Origin of the sequence: Pseudomonas sp. NFX15 (assembly GCF_049132105.1) — a bacterium.
Classification (GTDB): Bacteria; Pseudomonadota; Gammaproteobacteria; order Pseudomonadales; family Pseudomonadaceae; genus Aquipseudomonas.
The window spans coordinates 183,243-198,686 of the sequence record NZ_JAFMPV010000005.1; the positions used below are offsets into that span (position 1 = coordinate 183,243).

Below are 15,444 nucleotides of genomic sequence, written 5' to 3' on the forward strand. Positions count from 1 at the left end.
ACGGGTTATCACGTGTTCAGTTGCAAACTCCAGTCACCCTTGCCGGGCTTTTGTTCTTCAACGAGTCAGCAACCTGGTCCGCCCCCCAACTGCAAGCGAACCGTCAATCAAGTTCTACGTATTACTCAGTCACGACACTGGGCGAACCGAGGTTGGCCATGCGCACGCTGTTCTGCACCTGCGCGATTTCACCCGGCGATCCGATCGGGCCCAGGCGAACCCGGTGCAGGGTCTGCTGATTGCGCACGATCGAGCTGATGAACACCGGAGCGCTCACCATCCCGCTGAGCTTCGATCTCAGGAGTTCTGCAGCGTCCGGGTTGGCGAACGCGCCCACCTGCAGATACTGGCCAGAGGCTGGTACAGAAGCGTTTTTTTTTGCATCGAGCTGAACGGGCACCACCGCCGCGGCGTGTTGCTGTGGCGGCGGTGTCCATTGTTCGACGGTGCCGGCCGAGGCCGTGATCACCGGGGCGCTATTCTGCGCGACTTGAGGCTCGTTGAGCATCAAAGGCGCCGGACGGCCTTTCGCCGCCCAATACGCTTGCGGGTCGATGCCCTCGACCTTGACCCGGGCGGTGCCGATTTCGGCATAACCGAGCTTCTTGGCGGCGGCGTAGGACAAATCGATGATCCGGTCCGAGTAGAACGGCCCGCGGTCGTTGACCCGCAGGATCACGCTCTTGTTGTTGTCCAGGTTGGTCACCCGGACGTAACTCGGCAGTGGCAATGTCTTGTGTGCGGCACTCATGCCGTACAGGTCATACACTTCGCCGTTGGCGGTGTTCTGGCCGTGGAACTTGGTGCCGTACCAGGACGCCGTACCCGACTGCACGTAGGTCTTGGACTCTTGCAGCGGGAAGTAGGTCTTGCCCAGCACGGTGTACGGGTTGGCCTTGTACGGGCCGGTGTGCAGGGTTGGCGTGGCGTCCGGAATGCGCGACACATCGACATCCCACCACGGCGCACCGTCTTTGTGGGCGCGGTTGATGTCCAGGCCCGGTTGCGCGCGCACAGCCGTCGACGAGGTCTTCTGCGTGGGTGCGCGGCTGGTCGAACAACTGGCGACCAGCACCGCCAACCCGGCGAATGCCATCAGCTTCAGGGGTTTACTCATAGGCAATGCCCGCATTACTTGACGCCCCGTGCTTGGACCAGCTGTTCAGACAGTTGATGTACGGCCATGGCGTACATCACGCTGCGGTTATAACGCGTGATCGCGTAAAAATTCTTCAGGCCCATCCAGTATTCGGGGCCATTGTCGCCTTCCAGGCGGAAAGCGGTCACCGGCATATCATCGCGCAGCGCATCATGACTTGACCACCCCAAGGCTCGCAACTCCCCGACGGTTTTCGTCGGCTCGATTCCCGTGGTCAACCCTTCGTCGACCTGGTCGCCACGGACATCCGCGCGGCTGACTACCGGCTCGCCGGCGACCCAGCCATGGCGCTTGAAGTAACTGGCGACGCTGCCAATGGCATCGTCCGGGTTGGTCCAGATGTTGATGTGGCCATCACCGTCGAAATCCACCGCATAGGCGCGAAAACTGCTCGGCATGAACTGCGGCAGGCCCATGGCGCCGGCATAGGAGCCTTTGAGCGTCAACGGATCGACCTGTTCTTCGCGGGCCAGCAGCAGGAATTCACGCAATTCCTTGCGGAAAAACTCGGCACGGGGAGGATAGTCGAAACCCAGGGTCGACAACGCATCGATCACCCGGAAATTACCGGTATTACGTCCGAAAAAGGTCTCAACACCGATGATCGAGACGATCACCTGCGCCGGTACGCCGTATTCCTGCTCGGCACGGGCCAGCACCGCTTCGTGCTGGCGCCAGAAGTCCACACCACGGGCAATGCGCGCGTCGGTGATGAACATCGGGCGATATTCGCGCCACTGCTTGACCCGCTCGGCGGGCTTGGAGATGGCGTCCAGAATCGACTGTTTGCGCTCGGCTTCGCGGAACACCCCCATCAGTTGCTCACCGGCGAAACCGTAGTCGCGGGTCATTTCACCGACAAACTCGGCCACCTGGGGTGAGCCTTCATAGTCGCCAGCCAACGCTTCCTGCACGCTGCCAAGGATGCTTACCAGGCCGACCCACGGCGCGTATCGAGTCGCCCAGCCACGCATTACTTGCATTGAAAATTTCACCTTATTCAAACCTGCGCGATCCACTTGCGATGGGTATGGATCGACATCAAAACCCCAAACGCTGACAGCAGTGTCACCAGCGAAGTTCCTCCGTAGCTAATGAACGGCAACGGCACCCCCACCACCGGCAACAGGCCACTGACCATACCGATGTTGACGAAAACATAAACAAAAAACGTCATGGTCAGGCTGCCCGCGAGCAACTTGCCGAACAATGTCTGGGCCTGGGCGGTAATCACCAGGCCGCGGCCGATCAGCAGCAGGTAGATCAACAACAGCGCGCAGATGCCGACCAGGCCGAACTCTTCGCCCAATACGGCAATGATGAAGTCGGTGTGGCTTTCCGGCAGGAAGTCCAGGTGCGACTGGGTGCCGAGCAACCAGCCTTTGCCGAACACGCCGCCGGAGCCGATCGCTGCCTTGGACTGGATGATGTTCCAGCCGGTACCCAGCGGATCGCTCTCCGGGTCAAGGAATGTCAGGATCCGCTGCTTCTGGTAGTCATGCATGATGAAGAACCACATGGCGACCGCCACGGGGATGGCGGCGGCCAGCACGCTGAGGATCCAGCGCCAGCGCAAGCCGCCCATGAACAGCACGAACGCGCCGCCGGCGAGGATCAGCAGCGAGGTGCCGAGGTCCGGCTGGCGCACGATCAAGATGAACGGCACGCCAATCAGCATCAGGCTGATGCCCACGTGCTTGAGTTGCGGTGGCAAAGTGCGTTTGGACAGGTACCAGGCAATGGTTGCCGGCATCAGGATTTTCATGAACTCCGAGGGCTGGAAGCGGATCACCCCGGGAATGTTGATCCAGCGCGTGGCGCCCATGGCGTTGTGGCCCATGACATCCACCACCACCAGCAACAGCACACCGATCACATACCCGACCGGCACCCAACGGGCCATGAAGCGCGGTTCGAGCTGGGCGATGACGACCATCGAGACCAGGCCGATGCCGAACGAAGTGGCCTGCTTGGCCAGCAGGTCCCAGCTCTTGCCACTGGCCGAATACAGCACGAACAGACTGCCGGCGGCCAGCGTCAACAGCAAAATCAGCAGCACGCCATCGATGTGCATGCGTTGCAACAGCGTCGCGCGACGACGCATCACATCCTCACTGGAGAGCATGCGATCAAAATTATTCATCACGGGCGGTAGCCTCCGCGCTAGTAGGGCTGGCGTATTCGGCTTTGAGGTGACCGCTCGGGTCGAGCAACCAGGCGTCCATGATCTGGCGCACCACTGGCGCGGCGACGCCGGAGCCGGATTCACCGTTCTCGACCATCACCGCCACCACGATCTGCGGATCGTCTGCCGGGGCGAAACCGACGAACAAGGCGTGGTCGCGATGGCGTTCCTGAACCTTGGAGCGGTCGTACTTCTCACCCTGCTTGATCGCGACCACCTGGGCCGTACCGCTCTTGCCGGCAATGCGGTACTGCGCACCGATCGCCGCCTTGCGCGCGGTACCGCGGGCGCCGTGCATTACTTGTTGCATGCCGTGGTTGACCTTGGTCCAGTCTGACGGGTCGCGCAGGATGATGTCCGGCATCGGGTTCTGGTCCACCGGTTTCTCGCCTTCGATGGTCTTGGCCAGGTGCGGACGGTTCCAGATGCCTTTGTTGGCCACCAGTGCCGTGGCCTGGGCCAACTGCAACGGGGTCGACTGCATGTAGCCCTGACCGATCCCGAGAATCAACGTTTCGCCCGGGAACCATGCCTGGCGGCGGGTTGCGCGTTTCCATTCGCGGGTCGGCATCAGGCCCGGCGATTCCTCGAACATGTCCAGGGACACCTTCTGGCCGATACCGAACTTGGACAGGTACGACGACAACCGATCGATCCCCAGCTTGTGGGCCAGGTCATAGAAGTAGGTGTCGTTGGAACGCATGATCGCCGTGTCGAGGTCCACGTAGCCGTCGCCGGTACGGTTCCAGTTACGGTACTTGTGATCGTAGTTGGGCAGCATGTAGTAACCGGGGTCGAACACACGGGTCGATGCCGTCACCACGCCGGAGTCCAGGCCGGCAATCGCCACCGCAGGCTTGATGGTCGAGCCCGGTGGGTAGAGACCGCGCAGCACGCGGTTGAACAGCGGCCGATCGATGGAATCGCGCAGTTCGGAATAGGCTTTGGAGCTGATGCCGGTGACGAACAGGTTTGGATCGAAACTCGGCTGGCTGACCATCGCCAGCACCTCGCCGGTCTTCGGGTTCAGGGCCACTACGGCACCACGACGACCGCCGAGCGCGGTTTCGGCGGCTTCCTGCAACTTGATGTCCAGGCTCAGGACGATGTCTTTGCCGGAAACCGGTTCGGTGCGCTTGAGCACCCTTAATACCCGGCCCCGGGCGTTGGTCTCGACTTCTTCGTAACCCACCTGGCCATGCAGCTGCGGCTCATAGAAGCGCTCGATGCCGGTCTTGCCGATTTGATGGGTACCGCTATAACTGACCGGGTCCAGCGACTTCAGCTCTTTCTCGTTGATCCGCCCCATGTAGCCCACCGAGTGCGCAAAGTGCGCGCCCTGCGGGTAGTGACGAACCAGTTGCGCAACCACTTCCACGCCGGGCAGGCGGAACTGGTTCACAGCAATGCGTGCAATCTGCTCTTCAGTCAGCTCGAACAGGATCGGCACCGGCTCGAACGGCCGGCGCCCCTGGCGCATGCGCTTCTCGAAGATCACCCGGTCCTCGGGCGTCAGCTCCAGCACTTCGACGATCACGTCGAGCACTTGCTGCCAGTCGCCGGAGCGCTCGCGGGTCATGCTCAGGCTGAAGCTGGGCCGGTTGTCGGCAATCACCACGCCATTGCGGTCGTAAATCAACCCACGGGTGGGCGGAATCGGCTGCACATGGACGCGGTTGTTCTCCGACAGGGTCGAGTGATACTCGTACTGGATCACCTGCAGGAAATACAGGCGGGCGATCAGCACGCCAATCAGCGTGACCACCGCAATGGCCCCGAACACGACGCGGCCACGCACCAGACGGGCGTCTTTTTCGTGGTCCTTGATGCGGATCGGCTGGGACATGAGGGCAGAATTACTTGTGGTAAGGGTGACCGGACAGCACGGTCCAGGCACGGTACAACTGTTCGCCGATCAGGATCCGCACCAGCGGGTGCGGCAAGGTCAGCGGCGACAACGACCAGCGCTGGTCAGCCCGGGCACAGACTTCCGGCGCCAGCCCTTCGGGGCCGCCGACCATGAAGTTGACGGTGCGCGAGTCCAGCCGCCAGCGATCGAGCTCGACCGCCAGTTGCTCGGTGCTCCAGGGCTTGCCGTGGACTTCGAGTGTGACCACGCGCTCGTTCGGCCCGACCTTGGCCAGCATGGCTTCGCCTTCCTGACGGATGAAGCGGGCCACGTCGGCGTTCTTGCCACGGGTGTTAAGCGGTATTTCCACCAGTTCGAGCGCCAGCTCGGACGGAAGACGCTTGGCATATTCATGCCAGCCTTCTTCCACCCACTTGGGCATGCGTGAACCGACGGCGATCAGTCGCAGTCGCACAGCAGTCCCTTATTCCTGGTCTTTGTTGAGCTTGGTGAAGTGCTCGTGACCGACTTCAGGGCTGTGGTGCTTGCCATCGGCCGCACGGCTCTGCTCGGCACCTTTCCACAGGCGCTCCAGGTCGTAGAACTGGCGAGCGTTGGAGGTCATCATGTGAACGATGACGTCGTCCATGTCCAGCAGCACCCAGTCGCTGTCGCCCTTGCCTTCTTCACCCAGCGGCTTGATGCCCAGGGCTTTGACGGCTTCGCGAACCTTGTCCAGCATCGCGCCGATCTGGCGGTTGGAGGTACCGGTAGCGATGATCATGAAGTCGGTGATGCTCTGCTTGTCGCGAACATCGATGACCAGCACATCCTGGGCCTTGACGTCTTCCAGGGCGGCTACGGCGATCTTGACCAGCTCGTCGCCCTTAGGCGGCTCGGCGGCGAGGACCTTCTCCGGCAGCGGGGCGCTCTTGAAAGTGCCTTTGCGTTTAACTTTGCTTTCGTTGTTGCTCGTCATATAAAACTCGTTTTGCTCGTTTGTTCGGGGCTTCGGTACACGTTGTTGCCACGTGTCTTGAAGCACTCCTATTCAGTTCGACGCACGGTAGAGACCGTGCGCATCGATGTAGGCCAGGACCGCGTCGGGCACCAGGAAACGTACCGACTTACCGCTGGCCAGCAGTTGACGGATCTGGGTGGCGGATACCGCGAGCGGTGTCTGCCAGACGAATGCAATCTGTCCGCTCGGCCCCTTGAGGGCCAGCGGGTCGCTCACCGAGCGCGCTGCCAGCAGGTTGCGCAAGGCATCCGGCGGTTCGCTGTCGGCATCCGGGCGTTGCAACACCAGGATATGGCAATGCTGGAGCAACTCTTCCCAGCGGTGCCAAGTGGGCAGGCCGCAAAATGCGTCCCAGCCCAAAAGCAGAAAAACCTGGGTCTCGGCGGGCATTTCGGCGCGCATCAACTCCAGGGTATCAATGGTGTAGGACGGTTTATCCCGCTGCAATTCGCGGTCGTCCACCACCAACGGCGCCACACCGGCCACCGCACACTCGACCATCGCCAGACGGTCTTGCGCCGACACCTGCGGCGTATTCCGATGGGGCGGCCTGGCACTGGGTGTCAGGCGCAACTCATCGAGTGTCAGGGTTTCGGCAACTTCCAGCGCACCGCGCAAATGGCCGATGTGCACCGGGTCAAACGTACCGCCCAGCACGCCAATGCGGCGAGGCGCTGGCTCGCTGGCGGTGACCGGGGCTGACGGGTCGAAGTCGCCCAAGTCAGGCCGGCTCCTGTCCGCGCAACTGCCCGTCGCCGACCACGATGTACTTCTCGCAGGTCAGGCCTTCGAGACCCACCGGTCCGCGGGCGTGCAGCTTATCAGTAGAAATGCCGATCTCGGCACCCAATCCGTATTCAAAACCATCGGCGAAGCAGGTCGGGGTGTTGATCATCACCGACGAGGAGTCGACTTCAGCCACGAAACGCCGGGTGTCGCCCTGGTGTTCGCTGACAATCGAATCGGTGTGGTGAGACCCGTAATGGTTGATGTGCTCGATAGCCTGGCCCAGCCCATCGACCACACGGATCGACAGAATCGCCGCCAGGTATTCGGTGCTCCAGTCCTCTTCGGTAGCGGCCACGGCATCGATGATGGCCCGGGTGCGCTCGCAGCCACGCAATTCGACGCCTTTTTCGCGGAACTGGGCGGCCATCGCCGGCAGGAAATCCTTGGCAACGGCTTGATCGACCAGCAAGGTCTCCATTGCGCCGCAAATGCCATAACGATAGGTCTTGGCGTTGAACGCGATGCGCTGGGCCTTGGCCAGGTCGGCGTGCTCACTCACATAGACGTGGCAGATGCCGTCCAGGTGCTTGATCACCGGGACGCGGGCGTCACGACTGACGCGCTCGATCAGGCCACGGCCGCCGCGCGGCACGATGACATCGACGTATTCAGGCATGGTGATCAGCGCGCCGACCGCCGCGCGATCCGTGGTTTCGACCACTTGCACCACGGCGGCCGGCAGATCGGCCTCGGCCAGGCCGCGTTGAATGCAGGCGGCGATGGCACGATTGGAATGAATCGCCTCGGAACCGCCACGCAGGATGGTCGCGTTGCCGGACTTCAGGCACAGGCTCGCCGCGTCGATGGTCACGTTCGGCCGCGACTCATAGATGATCCCGATCACGCCCAGCGGCACGCGCATCTTGCCGACCTGGATACCGGACGGGCGAAAGCTCATTTCGCGGATTGCGCCGACCGGGTCCGGCAGCGCGGCCACCTGGCGCAGGCCGACGATCATGCCGTCGATGCGCGCCGGGGTCAGCGCCAGGCGTTCAAGCAGGGCCGGCTCCAGACCATTGGCGCGACCCGCGGCCAAGTCCAGTTCATTGGCCGCGGTCAGCTCGGCGCGAGCAGCGTCCAGCGCATTGGCGGCGGCCTGCAGGGCGCGGTTTTTCTGCGCGGTGCTGGCACGGCCGATCACGCGGGAAGCTTCGCGGGCAGCGCAACCCAGGCGGGTCATGTAGTCAAGAACGGACTCAGTCATGGTCTGGCGTGGTCTTTGATTAGGGCTTGGTAAAGAGTAAAGCGGCAGATTATAGCTGTCGCGCCCACCGACTAACAGCGGTGACGGGCGGATGGTCGAAATGGAGGGTGATTTGCTGGTGTTCAGCTGGAATTAAGCTGTGAATTGTTATCATCACGCCTCCTTCAGTCCTGATTAGCGCCGCAATCATGTCCAACCTGACAGTTCGCGCCCCGGCAATACCCCTGCCCACCGCGCTTGCAGACGCCTTTTTCGACCGTGACGCCCAGGTCCTGGCCCAGGATTTATTGGGCAAGGTCATCCGCCATCGCGTTGGCGACTTGTGGCTCAGCGCCCGGATCATCGAGACCGAAGCCTATTACTGCGCGGAAAAAGGCAGTCACGCGTCCCTCGGCTACACAGAAAAGCGTAAGGCCTTGTTTCTGGATGGTGGCCATATCTATATGTATTACGCCCGGGGCGGCGATTCCCTGAACTTCAGTGCCCAGGGGCCGGGGAACGCCGTGCTGATCAAGTCCGCCTATCCTTGGGTCGATGATTTGAGCGGTCCTGCAAGCCTGGCGCAGATGCTGTTGAACAACCCCGACGCACAGGGCCGCCCTCGCCCAGCTCAAAAACTCTGCGCCGGGCAAACCCTGCTGTGCAAGGCGCTGGGCCTGAAAGTGCCGATGTGGGATGCCAAGCGCTTCGATCATGAGGTGATGCTGGTGGAAGACGTTGGTCAGTCGCCCGCTCACATCCTCCAGACCACCCGCCTGGGCATTCCCCACGGGCGCGATGAACATTTGATGTACCGCTTTGTCGACAGTGCTTACGCAGCGTATTGCACGCGCAATCCGGTGCGCCGGGGGCAGGTCGAAGGGCGCGACTATTTTGTATTGCCGTAAACCCTTGTAGGAGCGGGCTTGCCCGCGAAGATGGAGTGTCAGGCGATTCTGATATCGACTGAACGGACCTCTTCGCGAGCAAGCTCGCTCCTACAGGGTTTTGCGGTGTTTTGAACATTCAATGGAGTGGTTTTTTATGGGCCAATGGCTCGACAGCGTGACCGGTTGGTTGACGGTCAACCCGCAATGGCTGGCGGCGGCGATTTTTGTGGTGGCCTTTGTGGAGTGCCTGGCGATTGCCGGGTTGATCGTCCCCGGCACGGTGTTGCTGTTCGCCGTTGCAGTGTTGGCCGGCAGCGGGGCATTGCCGCTGAGCGAAACCTTGCTGCTGGGTTTCCTCGCTGGGGTGTTGGGCGACGTCGTTTCGTATTTCCTCGGACGGCACTTTCATCAGAACATTCGCCGCCTGCCCGGCTTGCGCCATCACCCGCAATGGATCGCCGGGGCCGAGACCTATTTCCAGCGCTACGGCATCGCCAGCCTGCTGGTCGGGCGTTTTATCGGGCCATTGCGGCCGATGCTGCCCATGGTCGCCGGCATGTGCGACATGCCGTTCCCACGTTTCATTGCCGTCAGCCTGCTGGCCGCTGCCGGCTGGTCGGTGGCGTACCTGTTGCCGGGCTGGGCCACTGGCGCAGCCATCCGTTTACCGTTGCCAGAGGGTTTCTGGCTGCAGGCCGGTATCGTGGCCGGTAGCATCGCCGTGATGGTCGGGCTGAGCGCGACCAGTAGCCTGCGCCAGCATCGCCGGGCCACGGTGTTGATTGCTGGCATGAGCTTTTTGCTTTTGGTAGCGCTGTTTATCGGCTACCCGTACCTGAAAGCGCTTGATCAAGGCGTGATGACACTGGTGCAGGAACACCGCAGCCCGATGCTCGACGAAGTGGCGGTGGTGTTCACGCTGATCGGCGAATTTCGCAACATGCTGCTGTTCAGCGCACTGTTGACCGGCTTGTTGCTGCTGATGCGTCAATGGCGCCCGGCAATCTTCGCCGCCAGCACCTTGCTCTGCACGGCATTGGCAAACACCGCGACCAAACATTTCTTTGCTCGCGTGCGCCCCGAGGTATTGAGCGAGCCACTCACCAGCTACAGCATGCCCAGCGGCCATGCGTCAGGTTCTTTTGCGCTGTTCCTGACGTTGGCGGTGCTGGCCGGCCGCGGGCAACCGCCGAGGATGCGCCTGACCTGGCTGCTGCTGGCGTGTTTGCCGGCCTTGGCGATTTCCTTGTCACGGGTGTACCTGGGCGCGCACTGGCCGACCGATGTCATGGCCGGCGCGATGCTGGCAACGTGCGTCTGCGCCGCCAGCCTGTGGCTGATTCAGCGCAAGGAGCCGCTCAACGGCCTGCCACCCCGGGTCTGGTGGCTGGTGCTGCCAGCACTGCTGGCGTTGTTCGGGTTCTTCGTGCTGCGGCACTTGCCGCACACGATGTTGCGGTACGCGTACTGAGAAAAATCTACGTCAGGCAAACAACTCGCCCTGCAACTCATCCAGCAACGCCTGAATCGCATCCAGTCGTTGCTGGGGATCGTCGAGTTGAAGCAGGTCGATCTTGTCCAGCTCGGCGAAGGGCAACAGGTACGCCAACTGGTTGGCCAATGACTGTTGGCCGGTGGCTTCAGTGCCCATGTTCAACGCTTCGACCATTGGGTGCTCGGCCAGGGCCTTGAGCAGCGCTACCAGATCGGCGTCCTCGTCCTGCAACGGTTGTTCAGGTTCATCCTCCAGCCACTCGACGTCGGCGACGGTCAACTGATCGCGCTGAACGTCCGTTCGCAAGACATGGAAACGCCGCCCGCCCTGAACGCGAATCCCCAGCAGGCCGTTGTCCTGCTGCTTGAAGTCGGTGATCAGCGCCTCGCACCCGACCAGGGCGTACCCGGCCGGTGCGATCCCGACCTCTTCGCCATCAAGGATGCACACCACGCCGAAACCGCCGCCCTGCTTCATGCAGCGGCCGATCATGTCCAGATAGCGTGCCTCGAAAATCTGCAAATCGAGGATGCAGCCTGGAAACAGCACCGTGTTCAGCGGAAAAAGCGGCAGACTCATAGACATTTCCTTACACCACCATCGACACCGCCAGCGGCAGGAGCACCGCCGTGGCCACACCCATCAAGCTCATCGCCAGCGCCGCAAAGGCGCCGCACTCTTCACTTTCCTGCAACGCCACTGACGTGCCAACCGCGTGGGCCGTCATGCCCAGCGCCATGCCCCTGGCCTCCGGGCTGTGCACACCGAGCCGAGTCAGCAGGGCCGGGCCGAAAATCGCCCCGATCACACCGGTGATCAAGACGAATACCGCGGCCAGCGCCGCGACGCCGCCGATCTGCTCAGCCACCAACATGGCGATTGGCGAGGTCACCGACTTCGGCGCCATGGTCATCAGGATCATGTGCTCGGCACCGAACCACCAGCCGAGCAACACGCCCATGCCCGTGGCCACCACCCCGCCTATCACCAGCGTAGTAAATATCGGCCAGAACAACTGCCGAATCCGTCGCAGGTTGAGATAGAGCGGCACGGCCAGGGCGACGGTGGCCGGGCCGAGCAGGATGCTGAGAATCTCAGTGCTCTTGCGGTACTCGGCGTAGGTCAGGCCACAACCCACCAACACGCCGATCACCAGCAACATGGAGACCAGCACCGGTTGCAAAAAGATCCAGCGGGTTTTCTCGAATGCCGCCAGCACCAGTTGATAGGCACCCAGGGTGATACCGATGCCGAACAATGGATGATGGATCACCGACGTCCACGCGCCGTGCCAGTCGAAGATCATTGGACCTCCTCAGGCTGAGCGTGACGCTTGACCATGCGCTGCATCAGCACCCCGGCGAACGCCATCGACAGCAGAAGCGACAGGACCAAAGCACCGACAATTGCCCAGAAATCAGCGGCGATGTCAGCGGCATACACCATTACGCCCACGGCCGGCGGCACCAGCAACAGCGGCAGGTAGCGCAACAGGCTGCTGGCCGCCTGGTTCAGCGGCTCGCCCACCTGGCCGCGACAGATCAGGTACACCAGCAACAGCAGCAACCCCACGATCGGTCCCGGCAACACCGGCAAGAACAAATGATTGAGCGCAGTGCCGAGCAATTGGAACAGCACCAGCCATGTCAGGCCCCGTAACAACATCAAAGATCTCCCGCAAAATCCGTCACCCGCATTGGCCCGGGCATTATAAGCACGCCTGCGCTATAGATCGGCATTCGCCAAAAGCATGGTCAGTTGACCGCAGCGTTTGGTCATGTTGATCTAAAGTGGTAAGCCGGGAGGTCGAATCCCTCGCACCCAAAACTATAAAACCGATGAACCCCAAGGAGAGTCTCAATGCCCTATGTTCCAGTTGCAGAGCTCAACGATTATGTCGGCAAGGAACTTGGACGTTCCGAATGGCTCACCATCGATCAGGACCGCATCAACCTGTTCGCCGAAGCCACAGGGGACTATCAGTTCATCCACGTCGACCCGGTCAAGGCCGCGCAAACGCCGTTTGGCAGCACCATCGCCCATGGTTTCCTGTCGTTGTCACTGATTCCGAAACTGATGGAAGACATCCTCGTCATGCCCGAAGGCCTGAAGATGGTGGTCAACTACGGCCTCGACAGCGTGCGCTTCATCCAGCCGGTCAAGGTCAATTCGCGGGTGCGGCTCAAAGTCGACCTGACCGAAGTGATCGAGAAGAAACCCGGCCAATGGCTGCTCAAGGCCACCACGACCCTGGAAATCGAAGGTTCGGACAAACCGGCGTATATCGCCGAGCCCCTGTCCCTGTGCTTCGTCTAAACCTTCCCGGATGCGAAGCAGCTCACGCTGTTTCGCGCCCTCTGCCGGTACCTCGCCCTATATAAGGGCCCATAGCTGCGGCATACTCCCTCGCCTAATTGCCCGGAATCCGCTATGCGCCCACTCGCCCTCCTTGCCTTGACCCTGACGCTCACCGCCTGCGGCAACGGCGAATCGCCTTTGCCCCCTGACGCCCGCCTGCCGGATGGCGGACGCTATCGCGGTGACCTGGTCAATGGCTTGCTGCAAGGCAAGGGGCGCATCGACTACCCGAACGGCAGCTGGTACGCCGGCGAGTTCGACAAGGGCCAGTGGCACGGCCAGGGCGAATGGCATGGCAGCAATGGCGAGGTCTATCGCGGGCAATTCAGCCAGGGGCTGTTCGAAGGTCAGGGGGCACTGACCACCAACGCGAGCAGTTACACCGGCGGTTTCAAGGCCGGCCGGCGCGACGGCGAAGGTACCCTCAAAGAAAACGGCATGAGCTACCGCGGAGAGTTCAAGGCCGATCAATATTCTGGCCTCGGCCGCCTGGAACTCGAAGACGGCAGCGCCTACCAGGGCCAGTTCGCCCACGGCAAACCCAATGGCGAAGGCCAACGCGGCGACGGCAACGGCAATCAGTTCACCGGCCACTTCGTCGACGGCCAGTTGGAAGGCAACGGCACCTTCAACAGTGCCGACGGCGATATCTACGTCGGCAGCTTCAAGAACAACCAATTGCACGGCAAGGGCCGCTACGAGAACGCCGACGGCGACGTCTGGCTGGGCCAGTTCAAGGAAGGTTCGCTGAACGGCAAGGGCGAGTTGATCGGCTCTGACGGCAGTCACTACATCGGCCAGTTCAGTGATTGGCGTTTCTCCGGCCAGGGCCGCCTGAACCTGCCCGACGGCAGTTTTTACACCGGCCAGTTCGACAACGACAGTTACCAGGGGCGCGGCACGCTGGTGCTGACCGACGGCGCCGTACTCAGCGGCACTTGGATCAACGGCCAGCGCGTACGCGACGCTGAAGGCAAATTGCTGCCGGACACCCTTGAGCTCGGCCTGTTGGCCCAGGGGCACCTGCTCGACACCGCGCTGGCCAACATTCCGCCTTCGACCCCGGCAGTGGAGCTGTATGCGCTGACCCTCGGCGGCGACGGCAAGCAAAGCGTGTTCCTGCGCGAGTCCGACTACGTCGCCAATATGCTCACCACCCGTTTCGGCGCCTACGGCCAGATTCGCCTGGTGAACCATCGCGACCACCTCGCCGACCGCCCGATGGCAACCCGGGAAAACCTGCGCCGCGCCGCCCAGACCCTGGCCGAACGCAGCGGCCCGGAAGACCTGATTTTCATCTACCTGACCAGCCACGGCACCAGCGAACATGAACTGGTGCTCGACCAGCCGCGCATGGAACTGGCCGACCTGCCCGCCGACGAAATGGCTGCGGTCCTCGCACCGCTGAAGAACCGCGACAAGATCATCGTGATCTCGTCCTGCTATTCCGGCGGCTTCATCCCCGCCCTCAAGGATGAGCGGACCCTGATCATGACCGCGTCACGGGCCGACCGCGTGTCCTTCGGTTGCTCCGAGGAAGCCAACTTCACCTACTTCGGCGACGCCTTGTTCGCCCAGGCGCTGAACCAGACCGACGACCTCGAACAGGCCTTCAAACTGGCCAAGGCCACCGTCGCCGAACGCGAGCTGGCCGATGGCTTCGAAGCCTCCGAACCGCAGATCTGGGCACCGAAAACCGTCCTTTCGCATTGGCAACTGTTGCGCAAGCAGCAGGCGCGAAAAGCACTGCAAAGTGTTTCGATTGAAAGCAGGGATGCAAACAGCAACTAAGCTGACAGTATCAAGGGGGAAACACTATGTACTTGACGCCTCAGCATGTGCTGCTCGCCGGTGCCACCGGTTTGACCGGGGAACACCTGCTTGATCGCTTGCTCAACGAACCAACGATTTCGCGGGTATTGGCGCCGTCACGCCGGCCTTTGGCCAAGCATCCCCACCTTGAAAACCCGGTCGGCGACCCGGCGGTATTCCTTCCACAGCTCAACGGCCGCATCGACATCGCCTATTGCTGCCTGGGCACCACCATCAAACAGGCGGGCTCGGAAGAGGCGTTCCGCGCCGTGGACCTGGACATGGTCGTGGCCTTTGCCAAACGCGCACGAGAAATGGGCGCACGGCACCTGATCGTGATCAGTGCGCTGGGCGCCGATCGCCGATCCTCGATTTTCTACAACCGGGTCAAAGGCGAGATGGAGCACGCATTGCGTGCGCAAGACTGGCCTCAACTGACCATTTGCCGACCGTCGCTGTTGCTGGGTGATCGCGTTGAACCGCGACTGGGCGAGAAAGTCGCCGGCCCGCTGTCTCGGCTGATCCCTGGTAAATACCACGGTATAGAGGCTTGCCAATTGGCCCGTGCGATGTGGCGCCTGGCGCTGGAAGAGCAGGATGGCGTGCGGATTGTCGAGTCGGATGAGTTGCGCAAGTTAGGCAAATAGACCGAGGACCTGTGGTGAGGGGGCTTGCCCCTTCACCACAAAAGCCCGTGTAGTGT

General features: G+C 61.8%; 15 protein-coding genes and 1 pseudogene. 5 read left to right on the forward strand and 11 right to left on the reverse strand.

Going from position 1 to position 15,444, the window contains the following annotated elements:
- Positions 1-121: 121 nt before the first annotated feature.
- The 8 genes and pseudogenes from J1D76_RS07835 to J1D76_RS07870 form a co-directional block, all read right to left on the reverse strand.
- The gene (locus J1D76_RS07835) at positions 122-1,132 is read right to left on the reverse strand and encodes a septal ring lytic transglycosylase RlpA family protein (protein WP_421137786.1); all 1,011 of its coding nucleotides are present in this window, start codon (positions 1,130-1,132) and stop codon (positions 122-124) included.
- Positions 1,132-2,142, reverse strand: a complete 1,011-nt coding sequence (gene mltB / locus J1D76_RS07840) for a lytic murein transglycosylase B (protein WP_421137787.1) — start codon at positions 2,140-2,142, stop codon at positions 1,132-1,134. Before mltB ends, J1D76_RS07835 begins: the two co-directional genes overlap by 1 nt.
- Positions 2,143-2,159: 17 nt before the next feature.
- Complete coding sequence (gene rodA / locus J1D76_RS07845) at positions 2,160-3,263, reverse strand: rod shape-determining protein RodA (protein WP_421137853.1); 1,104 nt, start codon at positions 3,261-3,263, stop codon at positions 2,160-2,162.
- 31 nt (positions 3,264-3,294) lie between these two features.
- Positions 3,295-5,190 (reverse strand): penicillin-binding protein 2, encoded by a 1,896-nt coding sequence (gene mrdA, locus J1D76_RS07850; RefSeq protein ID WP_421137788.1) that lies wholly within the window; start codon positions 5,188-5,190, stop codon positions 3,295-3,297.
- 10 nt (positions 5,191-5,200) lie between these two features.
- Positions 5,201-5,668 carry a 23S rRNA (pseudouridine(1915)-N(3))-methyltransferase RlmH gene (rlmH, locus tag J1D76_RS07855; protein ID WP_007937439.1) on the reverse strand — a complete coding sequence of 156 codons (468 nt, stop codon included), beginning with the start codon at positions 5,666-5,668 and terminating at the stop codon, positions 5,201-5,203.
- Between the two features lie 117 nt (positions 5,669-5,785).
- A pseudogene (gene rsfS / locus J1D76_RS07860) lies at positions 5,786-6,172 on the reverse strand (ribosome silencing factor); the annotation flags it as partial.
- A gap of 72 nt (positions 6,173-6,244) precedes the next feature.
- Positions 6,245-6,934 carry a nicotinate-nucleotide adenylyltransferase gene (gene nadD, locus J1D76_RS07865; RefSeq protein ID WP_421137789.1) on the reverse strand — a complete coding sequence of 230 codons (690 nt, stop codon included), beginning with the start codon at positions 6,932-6,934 and terminating at the stop codon, positions 6,245-6,247.
- Position 6,935: 1 nt separating this feature from the next.
- The gene (locus J1D76_RS07870; RefSeq protein WP_421137790.1) at positions 6,936-8,207 is read right to left on the reverse strand and encodes a glutamate-5-semialdehyde dehydrogenase; all 1,272 of its coding nucleotides are present in this window, start codon (positions 8,205-8,207) and stop codon (positions 6,936-6,938) included.
- A gap of 188 nt (positions 8,208-8,395) precedes the next feature.
- Here J1D76_RS07870 and J1D76_RS07875 point away from each other — a divergent pair, with 188 nt between their 5' ends.
- Positions 8,396-9,094, forward strand: a complete 699-nt coding sequence (locus J1D76_RS07875; RefSeq protein ID WP_421137791.1) for a DNA-3-methyladenine glycosylase — start codon at positions 8,396-8,398, stop codon at positions 9,092-9,094.
- Positions 9,095-9,230: 136 nt separating this feature from the next.
- Entirely contained in the window at positions 9,231-10,547 is a 1,317-nt protein-coding gene (locus J1D76_RS07880; RefSeq protein WP_421137792.1) for a bifunctional DedA family/phosphatase PAP2 family protein, read from the forward strand.
- Positions 10,548-10,559: 12 nt separating this feature from the next.
- Here J1D76_RS07880 and J1D76_RS07885 read toward each other — a convergent pair whose 3' ends face one another.
- From J1D76_RS07885 to J1D76_RS07895, 3 genes are read right to left on the reverse strand one after another with little or no spacing between them, the layout of a single operon-like run.
- Positions 10,560-11,150, reverse strand: a complete 591-nt coding sequence (locus tag J1D76_RS07885; RefSeq protein ID WP_421137793.1) for an LON peptidase substrate-binding domain-containing protein — start codon at positions 11,148-11,150, stop codon at positions 10,560-10,562.
- A gap of 10 nt (positions 11,151-11,160) precedes the next feature.
- Positions 11,161-11,877, reverse strand: a complete 717-nt coding sequence (locus J1D76_RS07890) for an LrgB family protein (protein ID WP_421137794.1) — start codon at positions 11,875-11,877, stop codon at positions 11,161-11,163.
- Positions 11,874-12,236 (reverse strand): CidA/LrgA family protein, encoded by a 363-nt coding sequence (locus J1D76_RS07895; protein ID WP_421137795.1) that lies wholly within the window; start codon positions 12,234-12,236, stop codon positions 11,874-11,876. The genes J1D76_RS07890 and J1D76_RS07895 overlap by 4 nt, the downstream gene beginning before the upstream one ends.
- 195 nt (positions 12,237-12,431) lie before the next feature.
- Here J1D76_RS07895 and J1D76_RS07900 point away from each other — a divergent pair, with 195 nt between their 5' ends.
- The 3 genes from J1D76_RS07900 (at position 12,432) to J1D76_RS07910 (ending at position 15,388) form a co-directional block, all read left to right on the forward strand.
- Positions 12,432-12,887 carry a MaoC family dehydratase gene (locus J1D76_RS07900; protein ID WP_421137796.1) on the forward strand — a complete coding sequence of 152 codons (456 nt, stop codon included), beginning with the start codon at positions 12,432-12,434 and terminating at the stop codon, positions 12,885-12,887.
- Positions 12,888-13,001: 114 nt separating this feature from the next.
- Positions 13,002-14,720 (forward strand): C13 family peptidase, encoded by a 1,719-nt coding sequence (locus J1D76_RS07905; RefSeq protein ID WP_421137797.1) that lies wholly within the window; start codon positions 13,002-13,004, stop codon positions 14,718-14,720.
- Between the two features lie 26 nt (positions 14,721-14,746).
- Positions 14,747-15,388, forward strand: a complete 642-nt coding sequence (locus tag J1D76_RS07910; RefSeq protein WP_421137798.1) for an oxidoreductase — start codon at positions 14,747-14,749, stop codon at positions 15,386-15,388.
- The last annotated feature ends 56 nt before the right edge of the window (positions 15,389-15,444 follow it).

Bases quoted from the DNA above. Each gene is read 5' to 3' on its own strand.
- mltB (WP_421137787.1), bottom strand. From the start codon at position 2,142: ATGCAAGTAATGCGTGGCTGGGCGACTCGATACGCGCCGTGGGTCGGC.
- rodA (WP_421137853.1), bottom strand. From the start codon at position 3,263: ATGCGTCGTCGCGCGACGCTGTTGCAACGCATGCACATCGATGGCGTG.
- J1D76_RS07905 (WP_421137797.1), top strand. From the start codon at position 13,002: ATGCGCCCACTCGCCCTCCTTGCCTTGACCCTGACGCTCACCGCCTGC.
- J1D76_RS07895 (WP_421137795.1), bottom strand. From the start codon at position 12,236: ATGTTGTTACGGGGCCTGACATGGCTGGTGCTGTTCCAATTGCTCGGC.
- J1D76_RS07880 (WP_421137792.1), top strand. From the start codon at position 9,231: ATGGGCCAATGGCTCGACAGCGTGACCGGTTGGTTGACGGTCAACCCG.
- J1D76_RS07885 (WP_421137793.1), bottom strand. From the start codon at position 11,150: ATGAGTCTGCCGCTTTTTCCGCTGAACACGGTGCTGTTTCCAGGCTGC.
- J1D76_RS07910 (WP_421137798.1), top strand. From the start codon at position 14,747: ATGTACTTGACGCCTCAGCATGTGCTGCTCGCCGGTGCCACCGGTTTG.
- mrdA (WP_421137788.1), bottom strand. From the start codon at position 5,190: ATGTCCCAGCCGATCCGCATCAAGGACCACGAAAAAGACGCCCGTCTG.
- J1D76_RS07870 (WP_421137790.1), bottom strand. From the start codon at position 8,207: ATGACTGAGTCCGTTCTTGACTACATGACCCGCCTGGGTTGCGCTGCC.
- J1D76_RS07875 (WP_421137791.1), top strand. From the start codon at position 8,396: ATGTCCAACCTGACAGTTCGCGCCCCGGCAATACCCCTGCCCACCGCG.
- J1D76_RS07900 (WP_421137796.1), top strand. From the start codon at position 12,432: ATGCCCTATGTTCCAGTTGCAGAGCTCAACGATTATGTCGGCAAGGAA.
- J1D76_RS07835 (WP_421137786.1), bottom strand. From the start codon at position 1,132: ATGCGGGCATTGCCTATGAGTAAACCCCTGAAGCTGATGGCATTCGCC.
- J1D76_RS07890 (WP_421137794.1), bottom strand. From the start codon at position 11,877: ATGATCTTCGACTGGCACGGCGCGTGGACGTCGGTGATCCATCATCCA.